This window comes from Pedobacter sp. ok626, assembly GCF_900100435.1.
Taxonomy (GTDB): domain Bacteria; phylum Bacteroidota; class Bacteroidia; order Sphingobacteriales; family Sphingobacteriaceae; genus Pedobacter.
Genome location: NZ_FNEX01000027.1, coordinates 1 through 14,665 on the forward strand (window position 1 = coordinate 1; position 14,665 = coordinate 14,665).

A 14,665-nucleotide genomic window follows, 5' to 3' on the forward strand; every position below is an offset into this window, starting at 1 on the left:
TTGTTAAGTAAACCCAGGCATTTCAGCCTGAGATTCTCATAGATCCGTACGTGATGGTCTCCCATCATACGGCTCTTATTATCCAACCATTGACTTCGTGTCAAGCATCCCGCGTGCGAAGGTTGGACTTGGATTTCTCTGTTAGTTGCCATCATCTCGGTGTTACTCCGATCTCCCAGTGTAGGAATAAGGATGGTTGTCTAACTGATAGTCCTTTAAGCCACATTATGGCTTTCAGCAAGCTCGTTCGGAGCTTCTTGTACTTGCGACGTGCCCAGCGGGCAATCATTAAGTTTACTCTTGTCATAAAGTCCTTTAATTCTGTTCGGTAAAACTTACCGTAGTAATTGATCCAGCCTCTCAAAACAGGATTGATAGCTTTCGCTATGTCTTCGATCTGTACATCTGATGCCCGAAGTATCGTCCAGCTTTTCATCTTCTCAGTCATAGATTGTTTCGATTTCCTGCTTACTGCGGGCAGCCAGTTACTGAAAGTTTCCTTGCGTCCGCTGTGTTGAGCTTGCCTCGGCCTGAATGTATAGCCGAGAAAGTCGAACTCGGCGTAGGGTGAGTTTTGCCTTCTGTTACTGTCCTTGCAGTACACGATCTTGGTCTTCTCAGGATGCATTTCCAGTCCACATTCCTGCATTCTTTCTGCTAATAATTGCAATAGCCTTTCGGCCTTTGGCCTACTTGCGCAATGGATCACACTATCATCTGCGTAACGTTCAAACGGGCAGTCAGGATGGTTCCTGCTTAGCCATAAGTCCATCACGTAATGCAGGTAGAGGTTAGCCAGTAGTGGCCCGATTACCGATCCTTGCGGAACGCCTTTCGTTCTTGCCACTATGGTTCCATCCTCCAGTTGTAATGGAGCAACCAGCCATCTTTCGATGTATAGCAGCACCCATTTGATGTCGGTGTGTTTCCTCACTGCTTTCATTAGCAACTCATGCGGAATGTTGTCAAAGTAACCGCGGATGTCCATGTCTATCACCCAATCAAACTTCCAGCAGCGCTTACGGGCTTGCTCTAGTGCCTGATGGGCTGATTTGTTTGGACGGTAGCCGTAACTGTCTTCATGGAAGATCTTGTCCATGGCCTTTTCCAGCAGGTCTTTTACTACGGTCTGACCCACTCGGTCTACTATCGTAGGAATGCCCAGCGGTCTTTTACCGCCACCTTTCTTTGGGATTTCTACCAACTTCACCGCACAGGGCATGTAACTGCCGGAACTCATCTGGTTCCACAGTTTATACAGATGGTTTGCTTTGTCTAGCTCAAAGTCTTGTAAACTCATCTGATCCACACCTCCGCTGCCTTTATTGGCTTTTACCTTTAAATAAGCATTCATTACTTCTAGTTTTCCAATTGTAAATGGTTTTGTTTTCTTCATTTCTGTACCTCCTGCCCTTAAGCAGTTTCCTTCTATGTTTTCTAAAACTTGAATAATACGCTCCCTTCCCTCCACATCCATTACAGAGGCCTCATCAGTACTACGAAGAGTTCCGCCCCCGTGAAGCGCATCGGTACTTTCCCTCTTGCTGGCACTCCGGCTTGAGGTTTTCCCTTAACATCGCTACGACAGGTTCGCACGTTCCACATTAAAGCCTGTGTTAAGATCACGCCGTCTATATGCCGGATGCCATAAGGCCAGTAAACAGGTGACTTCCTTATTGATCCCAGGTAGATATTGATCCCCGGTTCTGACATCGTCCAATCCTTTCGACACCTCTTCGATCGGTTCGCTTTCGCTCGTCTTCTTAACACTTACCTGACACCTCTTACGATGCCTTTTCCACTAACGCTCGCCACCGTGACTCTTTACCACAGCAACTTAGTGGTGGTTTGGCTTCGGCACCTGCATGCCGAGCCGAGGGGCCCGCCCTCATCTTTAACGCAGCATTGCTTGTTTCACAACTAGCATTCGTGCCACTCAATATCCCGGGTTTTGTACTAATAAATTATTCAGTTGAATATCATGGATAGGAATGGGCATGAAAATATTCCTGGATGAAACCTTGGTAGCAGCCGTAGTAATATTCGTTGCCGTTCCTGCATTGCCATTTGCATAAGTAAGAAAAGCTTTCATATCCGCTACAAATTTACCCCAGCGGATCAGATCATTTCTTCTTAAACCTTCAAAGCAAAGCTCCCTTGACCTTTCTTCCTTGATGGCATCCAACAGTAATGTTTTGCTGGATATCTCTAATGCCGACAGGTCCGCATCGGTAGATTGGGTGATGGTGGCGGTAGCGGTCGCACCTGATCCGCCACCACCAGTAATCGTAACCGTGGGTACCGTTGTATAATACGGCCCTGCAGTGGTTAAAGTTCCAGGAGAAGTAATGATGATACCAGTAACGGCCCCAGCAGAAATGGTTGCCTCGGCAGTAGCCCCGCTGCCACCACCGCCAGTAATTGTGACTGTTGGCACGCTCGTATATCCTGTTCCCCCTTTAGTTACTGCAATGTGTTTTACAACATTTCCATACAATATACCGTATGCTCTTTTACGAACCATATTCACATATTGATAGGCATTAGCAGGCCCGTTCACTTCATTTTCAGCTTCAGCAAGCATCAGCAAAACATCCGAATAACGGAGGAATGCGAAATTCTGGGAAGTGTAGTTTTTGTCTTTTGGCTCCACAATCTCGTATTCCCTGCGCCATTTCCCTGCATTCATGAGCCAAGTATTTGTAACATTCGTTTTCACAGCGGTTGCCCCTGTTCCCCAGGTATAATTGGCACAATTCCAATCCCTTCTCCAGTCAAAAGAGGCTTTATTAGGTGTGGCAGTGCTTAATGGGTTTAATTGATAGGAATTATACAATTTCCGGGTTGCATTTATTGATCCGGAGCTGAATCCTTTATTTGCATCATTGCAGGTAATTCCGCAAAACCTCCCTGTATAGGTATTTCCAAAATTGACGCCACCAGTATTGTTGCCCCAAAATTCCAGTTCCCACATGCTTTCTTTCACATCGTACTGTTCTTTTGCATATTTTAAGAATATATCTCTGTAATCTGGATTAAGTGCATGTTCAGGTACATTCCCTGTCGGATGTACCACTTTATCTGCCCAAAACAAAGCATCCTTATATTTTTCTGTATCGTTTAAAGGAAAGCCAGCCATATAAAGATAAACCCGGGCCAGCATTCCCTGCACAGCTGTGCGGGTAACTTTGCCACCCATACCTAATGCGGTAGCTGTTTGCGTTTGCAACAAGGATTCGGCCTCGATCATATCCTTGGTAATTTGTGCGTATACTGCCTTCATTGGAGTTCTTGCAATATTCACTTCGGTTACAGATGCTGTAGGCGTTAGGATCAGTGGAACATCTCCATAATTGCTAACCAACATAAAATACTGGAAACCGCGCAAAAACAAGGCCTGCCCTTTAATTACGTTTTTTGCAGTCAGGTCCATCTCCACATTATCAATCTTGGAAAGCAATAGATTAGCCCTTTGAATACCTGTATACAGACCTTTCCAGAACAGTTCGTTCTTTGCATCTGCAGCATCGTACTGATAAGTAGTAGTTAATTCTACTAGTCTTCCATAAGACTCATCTGTATTGGTATTAAACATATACAGGTAATTGTTTCCATATACCTCAATTGTACCCAATGCATTATAAACTCCATTGAGTGCACTTTGCAACTGCTCTGGTGTTTTGTAAAAAGCGTTCGGATCGATAAAATCGGTTGGACTAGTGTCCAGCGCTTTCTGACAGGAAATAGTCATCGCTGCCAGTATGATGAGGTAAAAATATTTTATCTGTTTCATACTTTTATAGTTAAATAGGTTAGAGCGATACATTTAATCCGAATATGAGTGTACTTGCACGTGGATAGGCAGAAAAATCGAATCCAGGTGTGAGTGTTGAATTTCTAACTGAGACTTCGGGATCTGGTCCGGAATAGTTTGTCCAGGTGGCAATATTCTGAGCAGAAGCATAAACCCTTAAGCTTTTAAGATTGGCCTTTTTGAATATTTTTGCTGGAAAGTTATACCCTAGTGAAACCGTTTTTAATCTAAGATATGAGCCGTCTTCAACCACTCTGCTTGAGTAATAGAATGGTCCCTGTCCACCTGTCCGGAACAAAGTATTACTAGGGTTATCAGGCTGCCATCTGTCGGCATAACTTGCATACTGGTTAAAAAATCTGGATTGTTTTCCATTACCATCAAACAGCATCCGGTTGGCATTGACAATATCATTTCCGTATGACCATTGCAAAAACACATTCAGATCAAAGCCTTTATACGTAAAGTTATTTGACAAGCCTCCAGTATGAATAGGAAGTCCGCGGCCGATTACAGTAAAATCTGATGCATTCACATTTCCATCTCCATTGATGTCTTTATACTTAATGTCGCCAGGTTGCACTGTAGGGTTCCCATTTCTTGGGAGATTGGCCTTAAGCGTATAAGTGCCTGCAGGGCTTTTGTCAAAATCTTCGTATTGGTAAACCCCGTCCCAGATGGCTCCGTACAATTGTCCTACCGGCTGTCCTACCACAGCGATATAAGGAGAAAGCGCGTTCCATTTCTGATCAAAACTTACCGGACTGGTGATTGAAGTTTGGTTTTCAGCAAGTTCCAATACTTTGTTTTGGTTGAAACTAATGTTAAAATTTGAGCTCCAACTGAATTCTTTGCTTCTGATATTAATGGTGTTCAGTGAAATCTCAAGGCCCTGATTTTGCATTTTGCCTATGTTTTTATAGGCATCTGACAATCCCGTTGTATAAGGTAATAAGGCCAATAGCAATAGGTCGTGGGTAGTTTTTCTATATAGATCTACCGTTAAATCTACCCGTTGTTTAAATAGACTTAAATCATAACCAATATTTAACTGCTTTGTGGTTTCCCATTTCAGCGTACCATTTCCAAAGGCAGTTAATATTGCCCCTTTTGAGGGAGAGCCATTACCATAAGAATATCCTGCCGAATTGGGTTGGGTAATCTGATCCAGATATGGAAAGTCTCCAACCCGGTTGTTACCAGTTTCTCCGTAACTTAAACGCAATTTTGCATCAGACACAAATTTCAATTTCTTCATAAAATTCTCGGCACTCATACGCCATGATATTGCGCCTGAAGGAAAATACCCCCAACGATTTCCAGGAGCAAATTTTGAAGATCCATCCGAACGAAAGGAGGTAGTAAAGTAATATTTTGATTTATAATTATAATTTAAACGTCCCAGATAAGATACCAAACCCGATCTTGAGCTTAACGAAGTGCCGATCTGAGAAGGAGACTCATCCAGCCCATCCAATCCCAGGGATTCATTTGGAACATTGAGGGCATTAAAACCTCTTCTTGCCATTTTGCTCCCTTGCACGGTATATCCCCCTAAAACGGTAAGGTTATGCTCTTTATTAAATACTTTTTTATAGGTAAGGGTATTCTCATTCAATAAAATTGTGCTAGGATTATCATAAACTGATCCATTCACCCCATTGGAATTTCGGAAATTACCTGCCTGTGTTAAAGAGTTGTTAAATGTTTCATTTCTCAGCACAGTATTGGTGACGCCACCTGTAACTCTTAAGGTTAGCGAGGGTATAATTTTATACTCAGCATACGCATTGGCTATCAATGCGGTGGTTAGGTTCCTGCGAAGTTCATTTTTGGCAGAAATCACTGGATTGACACGGTAATCAGCAATTACGTTGTAATCAAAACCAGGATCAAACAGTTCATCATCCAGGTTCTTGTCGGTACCCGTTACCGGACGATAGCCCCATACCGCATAAAGAAGATTGGTACTGGCCGACTGTGAGGCAGAAGCATCTTTTACTATGGTTCCACTAGAAACACTGTAGCTGTAATTCACATTTGCGCCGATTTTCAGCTTCGGGTTTACATTCTGATCCAAGGTGATACGGCCCTGGTAACGCTTAAAACCGGAATTCAAAATTACCCCGTCCTGGTCGATAAGGTTACCTGAAATCGAATAACGCGTTTTATCTGCCCCACCCCTTATCGAGATGTCGTGATTCTGCATGCCTGCAGTTCTATAAATCTGATCCTGAAAATTAAGTCCTTTTACGTTTCGATAATCTTCCAATGTTTTTCCATCTTTCATATAGGCAATCGTCGCAGCTGCCGGGTCGAGCTCCAATTGATATTTAACAAATTCATAAGGACTCATTAAATCGATGATCTTCGTGTTTTTCTGAATACCATAATAACCACTATAGGCAATCACAGGTTCACCCGCTTTCCCTCTTTTGGTCGTAATAATGATTACACCGTTCGCCCCTCTTGCACCATAAATGGCTGTCGCAGATGCATCTTTTAACACATCAATAGACTCAATATCGGCCGGACTTATAGAGTTGCTATTAGCATCTTCCAAAGGAAAACCATCCACAACGTATAAAGGGGAGTTATCCTGTGTTATAGAACCTGCGCCACGGATCACGATGTTGTTCGTTTGACCTGGCTGGCCATCAGCTCCTGAGACCTGCACACCAGCAATTCTACCGGCAAGGGCTTCGTCAAATGACCTTACTGGCGCCTTTTCAAAATCGCTCATTTTTACCTGGCCTACTGATCCTGTAAGGTCTTTCCTTGTGGTTGTACCATAGCCGATCACAACAATTTCATTCAATGCATTGTCAAGGGATTTAAGCGCAAGGTTGATGGTGCTCCTATTGTTTAAAGGAATATCTCTGGATTGGTAGCCGACATATCTGAAGGATAATGTAGCATTTGCATTTGAAACCGTGAGTACAAATTTACCATCAGCATCAGTAGAAGCTCCGGTTTTAGTACCCTTTTCAAAAACAGTGACACCAAAGAGCGGCTCATTGTCATCAGAAGTCACTTTACCTGAAATTTTCTTGCTTTGTGCACTACTTTGGGTTGATAAAGCCATTAACAATATCCAGGAAAACAATACCCTGAAAGTAATAACGCCGCAAAGCTTTAGGGGTTTAAGTAACATATTTATATTTGGTTAGTTTGAAATAAAATCAGTCTCTGATCAACATTCTAAGCGCGCTATACAAACCTAATAAATTATATATTGTATACAATATATAATTGAATAAATAGGAATATTTTAATAAAAAATAGATAAATAGATGAATTTATCAACATACAGCCTAATATTTTGCGGTTTAGCGAAAATACAGACCACCATTAATGTCTATTGTGGCTCCTGTAATGTAGTTACCTCCCTCTCCTGCCAGAAATGCAACCGCAAGTCCGATGTCACGAGGTTGTCCAATACCCAGCGGTACCCCTTCAGCTATTTTAGCGACCCCATCAATACCATGTGTTTGATTTAACAGATCAGTTTCAATAATTCCAGGAGCAATACAATTTACCCGTATCCCAAATGGCGCAGCCGTCCGTGCTAATGTTTTGGTTAGCCCTAAAATTGCACTTTTGCTCGCTGCATAATGCGCATGACCATACAAAGCACCTTGCTGTCCGACTACAGAACTGATGTTAATGATTCTTCCAGCTTTCTGTTCGCGCATCATTTCCATGGCATATTTCGAACATAAGAAACAGCTGGTTAGGTTAGTTTCGAGAATATATGACCAATCTTCAGCTGTGATTTCAAAAATATCTTTTGCCTGAGATGTACCGGCATTATTGACCAATATATCCAATTGACCAGTCTGATCTTTTACAAAATTAAAAAGTTCTGCTACTTCATCTTTTACACTTACATCTGCAGCCTTAAAAAATACTTTTCCATTAAACTTTTTAAGGGTAGTAATGAACTCCTGAAGTTCATCACTTTCTGCTCTGTCATTCAATATAATATTTGCACCTTTTTCAGCAAGGGTTAAGGCTACGCCTCTACCTATTCCTCTTAATGATCCTGTTATTAGTGCTGTTTTACCAATTAATTCACTCATTACAATACTATTTTAATTAAAATTCTGATCTGGTGATGCTTTATGTACTTCCTTAAACAAGGTAAATTTTAACGCAATAAAAATGAAAATACTACCTAATAAATAGGCAAAAGAAAGTGATGATAGACCATTAGACAATCCTAAAGTAGGTTTTAAATAGCCTAAAATCCAGGGTGCAAAGGCACCAATTAAAAAAGCAAACATGATCATCGCTCCTGAAACTGAAGCTCTGATACGAGTTGGGGTAACCAAGAACAAGGAGGCATAAATATTAGAATCATAGATCCCCCTAAAAAAGCCAAAAAGTCCCATCCCGGCATATACCCAAAACAGATCATTTGCTGAACCTAACAGATAAATGAATGGACAACCTAATAGTAACCCGAAGGCCTGTATTTTTAGTCTTGCACCCACATTAATCTTCGCGAATCTATCAGAAAAACGTCCGCCTAACAAAACACCAAGAAAAGCAAAAACATGATGATAGAACATGGACGAGAATCCTGCATTTGCCAAAGAGAGCTTAAACTTTTCATGCAAAAACGTGGGGGCCCAGGTCAAATACCCCACGTTAACAAACACCATACAAGCAAATGCAAGCGTTAACAGAATCGCCGTTTTTCTTTCAAATAATCCTTTTAAGCCGTCAAACAATGTTATTTTATGAATCGCCTCCGAGACTTCCGGCAAAATAATTTTCTTAAACCTTAACATCAGAACCCCAGAGAGTAGGATACCTATCCCACCAAAAAAATAAAATGCAGTACTCCATCCAAAACGCTCGGCAATCAATGCGCCAATCAAACCGCTCATGATGATTCCTGCATAAAGCGCAGTTTGATGTATAGCCATAGCAAGGCCCGTTTTATCTTTATATTTTTCTCCTATAAGCGCATTGGCTGCAGGAGCATAAAAAGATTCACTACTTCCTACAATACCTCTCAGAATCACAAGATGAAATAGTCCCGCACTAAGGCCTGTAAAAAAGGTAGCTGTACTCCATAATAACAAGCTAAAAATAATCACCTTTTTTTTGCTAAAAACATCCCCTACATAACCACTTAAAGGCACGCATAATCCAATTGCCCAAATAAATACTGATGCAATCATCCCCAATTCGGCATCTGTTAGCTTCAGGTCAGTCTTAATTTGGGGCAATATCACATTAAACACCTGACGATCTGCCTGGTTGAAGAAGAACACCAACCATAGCAGTACAATCAATTCCCAATTAAAGGATTTGGTGCTTAAGCCATTCTGAGCACTTTTTTTGAACATATTTGATGTTATTCTCTAGGTAAATTACTTTACAAAATAGCCCTTTGCATTGTCTGGGCGTATTTCCGTTAGTTTTCCATTGTAATGTCTTAAATCTCTTGGCTCATAAGCATATTCAGCAATTGCCTCTTCGTTGATGTCGATTCCCAGACCTGGTAAATTGTTAATTTGCATCATTCCATCCAAAAATTCAACTTTTTCAGTACTTATTTTATTGCGGTAAGGCACATCACTACTCATGGTTTCGAGGAAATGAAAGTTAGGGGTTGAAGCCGCAATATGTAAGGTTGCAGCGTTGGCTATCGGTCCACTTGGATTGTGTGGACAAAGCGGGATATAATAGCATTCGGCCATAGTTGCAATCTTTTTAAGCTCTGAGATACCACCGGCATGACTTACATCTGGTTGAATAAAATCTGCGCATTCCTGGTTTAGAAAACTTCTGTAATCCCATCTGCTATAAAGTCGTTCTCCTGCGGCAATCGGAATTTTGGTTTTCCTTCTTATTTGCGCCAGTCCCTCCATGTGATCTGGTGGAATTGGCTCCTCAAACCAGGTAATGTCAAAATCTTCAAGCGCATGGGCCACTCTTATGGCAGTAGGCATATTGAAGCGACCATGTCCTTCAATTAAAATATCAATATCACTGCCCACAGCATCTGTTACTGCGCCAATACAGGCTAAAGCATATGAAAATTCTTTTTTACTCAGGTTCATATATGCTGAACCGAACGGATCCCATTTCAATCCTTTGAATCCGTTTTTAACTGCTTCTTTGGCTTTCTCGGCAAATTCCTCCGGCGTCTTTGCAGGTGCAAACCAACCATTTGCATAACATGGCACGGCGTCCCTTACCTTCCCGCCCAATAACTGATATACCGGAACGCCCAAATCTTTTCCCTTGATATCCCATAAAGCCATATCTATAGCAGCAAGGGCACTCATTAAAACCACGCCACCACGCCAATAGGCATCGCGATAGCAATCATGCCAGATCGCTTCTATATTGTGCGGGTCTTTTCCTATTAAATATCTTTTAAGTTCATTTATAGCCTGTAAAACAGTCAGTTCCTTCATCTCGAGAGTCGCTTCACCAACTCCGTAAAGACCGGAATCCGTAATGACTTTCACAAACACCCAGTTTGTTCTGTAAGCATGACAAATAAAGGTCTTAATTTCAGTGATTTTCATAATAGCTGTGTTTATAATTCTATGCTGGTATCTATTCGCATTATTTTTGTGTTTAATCCCCGGGCATCACATAAAGTGGCAAAATATAAGGGATCAGCAGTATTCTCGGCAAACATCCCGTAATGGTTAGGAATAACAACTTCAGGATTCAAGTCGATGGAAAAACGTGCAGCATCGTCGGCATTCATGTTGCCCAACTTTCCATTGATGCAGACAAAAAATAAATCCAGTTTTGCGCCTAACAGTTTTTTGATGAGTCCGGCAAGCTCAGGTACATACTCTGTATCTCCGGAAAAATAAATAGTACGTTGTTTATCCTTAATTAATAATCCTGTAGAAAAGGGATCGGAGTGAAAAGCTGGAGTCGCGGTAAGCTTCAATTCGCCTAATGAAAGGCTTTCGTATTGCTGAATTAAAATCAGATTCCGACTGTTAATTTTTAGCCGCTTTGCATGTTCAATTACACTTGCAGGACCGATTATTTTACACTTCGGATAAAGCTTCAGCATACTGAGGATAGTTTTCGGGTCAAAGTGATCCAGATGATTATGTGTACAATAGATATAGTCAGGATGTAAATCTTCAATAGCCACAGGTATGGGAAACATCCGCTTCAATCCCTGGATTTCCTCTATTGAATTACTTAGATATGGATCTATGACTAACTTAATCCCCGCAGCATCTAAAATATAGCCGCTTTGTCCAATCCATTTTATATTCATCTGATGGTTTAATTTTTGGTTAGTATGCCCAAACGCTTTTAAATCATGCGTATCCGACAGCAATCCAAAATTAGCACATTATATATTGTATACAATATATAATTGAATATTTAACAAATTAGAAATGAATCAACAAAATAGTTAAAGATTTACTAACAAGTAAGCGAAATGATTAAAGAAATGCTATTTAAACTTATCACTCATCTGAGCCAATAGATCAGCTTTAGCGTTCACACAGTGTATTGCAGCTGCAGCTTCCGCTGCTGCTGGATTTCTGCTTTCCAAAGCTTCGAGGATAGCTCGATGCTCCTCTATAACCTCAGTTGTCCGCTTCGAACCAAAGCCATAAGTAAGACGTAATGTATTAATCAGTTGCCAATGTTTTTCCAAAATTTGCAAACCTTCACTATTATTTGCCAGTTCGTAGATAGTAGAATGGAACCTTCTGTTTAATTGTAAACAGGTGGTATAATCCTCTTTTGAAGCCGCAGCTTCGTAACTTTTTTGGATCTGATTCAGCAGCTTCAGGTCTTTCTCTTTTAAATTATCAATACATTTTACCGTGAGATACACCTCGATTAACTGCCTGATCTCGTAGATGCTTTCTAAAAACTGTCTATCTACTTTTCTCACATGAGCTCCTTTATTGGGCTCAATAATTAACAAACCTTCCCCCTGCAATTGTTGCAGAGCCTCCCGAATTGGCATTTGACTTACTTTATACCGCTCAACCAATTCTGCTATTTTTAATCTTTCTCCTGAAATAAAATATCCCGAAAGAATATCTTCCCGAAGTTTTTCTCTTACCCTGGAATAAGTAGGATTCGCCAGTTCGCTTAAATCAGATTGTAATTTGTCTTTCAATTTCGCAGTTATTTTAAATAAACATCGAATATACAATATATATTGTATACAATCAGACAGAAGGAAAGGCTATCATAAAAAAGCCACCTTTAAACGTAATTAAAGATGGCTTAGTGTTTCTCTTGAATTACAAGAGTCGAAATTTATACCTGATTCTGGAACTTATGGTGTTGGAGTTACCAGTGTTTTTGGCACTAGTCCTACATCAATTTTACGTACCATTTCTTGCAAATGGAGCTTGGTTAAACCACTCGCAGCAGGGATTGCTTTTTTGATGTCTGCTTTAAGATCTATTAGATGCGCACGCATAATACTTAGGCCATCTGATTTAGTAACATCTGGATTCAAGTAAACATTAATGCCCCCCAATTGGTTAGTCATCACAATTTCAGTAGTGGCAACAAATGTTTTTATCGCATTGCTGATGTAAATCTGCTGAAGATTTCTCCTGTAAATATCAATTGGTTGATGCTTGTAAAGCTCCCCCCAAACACCCATTTTCAGATCTTTAAGGTATTCTATAACCGTATAATTCTTCACCGGATCTGTTGCTTCCCTATTGATCATTTTAACAAAAATATCTGAGCCCATCATACGCATTAATACCGCATACTGCAGGTTACCGATGGTATTTACAGCATTCATGCCCGTTACATCTGATATCTGTTTATTAAGTAGCCAGGTTGGTGTATTAAAGAACTGATCATTGATGAATTTCATCGCTTCTTTCTGTGTAGCATAAGATACAGGCGCAAATAATCCCCCCGGCTGTTCTACACTTTTAAAAGTGATGTAATTACCTGCAAAATTTCTGATCACATGGCCAAGATATAAGGTGTATTGTTTAATTACTTCCTTATACATTTCACCTACCTTCTCATAGCCTTCGTTCGGCTCACGGTTCCAGGTCATCAGATTTGGCACTACCCTTTTCAGATTTTTGATACCATAAGCACCTGCTTTCATCGCATTATCTCCCATATCTTCACTTTGTGAGCGGGGATCTGTAAACAAGTTTTCTCCACCAAAGAACAGGCGCTTGTTCTTGCTTAAGCTGTCTATGATTAATTTATTCAAATAAGGCGTTTCTTCTTCTGCCGTTTTAAATTCAGGCATCCAGCGATAGCCAAACTGTATGGCCCATTTGTCGTAATCACCTATTCTAGGAAAAATACCCTTTTCCGAGATACCATCTTCCGGTTGTGCCACATAATTAAATCTGGCATAATCCATAATCGATGGTGTATGTCCATGCGCTTCTACAAAGGCTTTGTCTCTCAGTTTTTCTACCGGAACAGTAGAGCTTGAACCAAAGTTATGCAATAAGCCTAAGGTATGTCCCACTTCATGCGAGGAGACAAAACGGATCAATTCTCCCATTAAGGCATCGTCAAATTTAGGCTTACGTGCCCTTGCATCTAATGGACCTGCCTGGATCATGTACCAGTTTTTAAGCAGCTGCATAATATTATGATACCAGTTGATATGGCTTTCTATAATCTCCCCACTGCGTGGATCATGCACATTAGGTCCGCTGGCATTTGCTACAGCAGAAGGTTTATAAACGATAGCGCTATGTGTAGCGTCGTCAATGCTCCAGCTTGGATCATTAGTTGGAGCAGGTAGCGCCATAATGGCATTTTTAAAACCAGCTTGCTCAAACGCTTTTTGCCAGTCGTTTACTCCGGCAATTAAATAAGGTACCCATTTTTTAGGTGTTGCTGGATCAATATAATAGATGATCGGTTTTTTAGGTTCTACCAATTCTCCACGCTTGTATTTTTCAATATCTTCCTCTTTAGGTTCAAGGCGCCAGCGTACAATTACGGCCGACTGCTTTACCCCCTGGGCATCACCATCAAAATCAGTATAACCATGTGCAAAATACCCCACTCTGGCATCCGCATAACGGGTTTTCATAGGAACTTTTGGCAATAATACCATAGAGCTGTTCAGTTCGTAGGTTACCGGGATGGTAGATGTATTAGCCTGCCCGCCAATGGGGCCTCTTGAATAAGTACGAACGGTGCGTACTTCTACATTCTTTGCGAAAGCACTTACTGAACTGATATAAGATTTATCTGCCTGGAAGCCTCCAACTCCCAAGAGTGCTTTTGTGGAAGCACTAAAGAAGAAAATCTCATTCTCTGTATTCATAAAGTCGGTGATCTCTATTACCGAACTTCTAATGCTACTGGAATCTCCCCCATAAGCTTTAACCTGGAATGAGGCTACTATTGGTTGGATATTAGAATTTCGTACAGACGTATACAGTCCATTTGAGGTACTGTCGCCCGAACGTTCGTTGAAAGAATTGAGGCGTAGCAGAATGCGGTCATTAGGTCCCTTTTCAAAACTCACTACGTTTTCGGCAATTCCGTCACCAGCATATCCCATCATTTGTGGTCGAGGTCCCGATGCAGATTTAGATATCCTGTTTACGACAAGCATTTCCCTTCCCAGTAGGGTATCAGGAATTTCAAAATAATACTTAAGGCCAATCTGATGAACACTGATCATTCCAACAGAAGTTTTTGCTTTCGCTGTGATGACATCCTTGTAGGCCTTCGGTGCTCCGGGCACGCTGTCTGTCTTTTTTACCACTGCAACAGGTGTTGGTGCAGATTTAGAAGATTTCTTTTTCTGGGCGGTTGAGGCAATAGCAAAGCTCCCCAATGCTAGAATGAGTAGAATAGGTTTAAACATTTGTGTGT

Annotated in this window: 10 protein-coding genes; all 10 read right to left on the reverse strand. The window is 41.1% G+C overall.

Translation table 11 applies throughout. From position 1 onward, the window contains the following. Positions 1-151: 151 nt before the first annotated feature. The 10 genes from ltrA to BLS35_RS26410 all read right to left on the reverse strand — a co-directional run bounded on the left by ltrA (position 152) and on the right by BLS35_RS26410 (position 14,657). Positions 152-1,396 carry a group II intron reverse transcriptase/maturase gene (gene ltrA / locus BLS35_RS26365; RefSeq protein ID WP_217634945.1) on the reverse strand — a complete coding sequence of 415 codons (1,245 nt, stop codon included), beginning with the start codon at positions 1,394-1,396 and terminating at the stop codon, positions 152-154. A gap of 183 nt (positions 1,397-1,579) precedes the next feature. Then, positions 1,580-1,732 (reverse strand): hypothetical protein, encoded by a 153-nt coding sequence (locus BLS35_RS27995; RefSeq protein ID WP_175459582.1) that lies wholly within the window; start codon positions 1,730-1,732, stop codon positions 1,580-1,582. A gap of 204 nt (positions 1,733-1,936) precedes the next feature. Further along, complete coding sequence (locus BLS35_RS26375) at positions 1,937-3,793, reverse strand: RagB/SusD family nutrient uptake outer membrane protein (RefSeq protein WP_090787355.1); 1,857 nt, start codon at positions 3,791-3,793, stop codon at positions 1,937-1,939. 19 nt (positions 3,794-3,812) lie between these two features. Beyond that, the gene (locus BLS35_RS26380; RefSeq protein WP_090787359.1) at positions 3,813-6,968 is read right to left on the reverse strand and encodes a SusC/RagA family TonB-linked outer membrane protein; all 3,156 of its coding nucleotides are present in this window, start codon (positions 6,966-6,968) and stop codon (positions 3,813-3,815) included. A gap of 175 nt (positions 6,969-7,143) precedes the next feature. Then, positions 7,144-7,896: an SDR family NAD(P)-dependent oxidoreductase gene (locus BLS35_RS26385; RefSeq protein WP_090787362.1), complete on the reverse strand. Its 753-nt coding sequence runs from the start codon at positions 7,894-7,896 to the stop codon at positions 7,144-7,146. Positions 7,897-7,908: 12 nt separating this feature from the next. Next, positions 7,909-9,174, reverse strand: coding sequence for an MFS transporter (locus BLS35_RS26390; protein WP_090787364.1), 1,266 nt, complete (start codon positions 9,172-9,174; stop codon positions 7,909-7,911). 24 nt (positions 9,175-9,198) lie between these two features. Then, on the reverse strand, positions 9,199-10,365 hold the full coding sequence (gene dgoD, locus BLS35_RS26395) for a galactonate dehydratase (protein ID WP_090787368.1): 1,167 nt from the start codon (positions 10,363-10,365) through the stop codon (positions 9,199-9,201). 11 nt (positions 10,366-10,376) lie between these two features. Next, positions 10,377-11,087 carry an MBL fold metallo-hydrolase gene (locus BLS35_RS26400; RefSeq protein WP_132226083.1) on the reverse strand — a complete coding sequence of 237 codons (711 nt, stop codon included), beginning with the start codon at positions 11,085-11,087 and terminating at the stop codon, positions 10,377-10,379. Positions 11,088-11,270: 183 nt separating this feature from the next. Beyond that, positions 11,271-11,951, reverse strand: a complete 681-nt coding sequence (locus tag BLS35_RS26405; RefSeq protein WP_132226082.1) for a GntR family transcriptional regulator — start codon at positions 11,949-11,951, stop codon at positions 11,271-11,273. A 162-nt stretch (positions 11,952-12,113) separates the two neighbouring features. Continuing rightward, positions 12,114-14,657, reverse strand: a complete 2,544-nt coding sequence (locus BLS35_RS26410; RefSeq protein ID WP_090787378.1) for a zinc-dependent metalloprotease — start codon at positions 14,655-14,657, stop codon at positions 12,114-12,116. Positions 14,658-14,665: the final 8 nt, after the last annotated feature.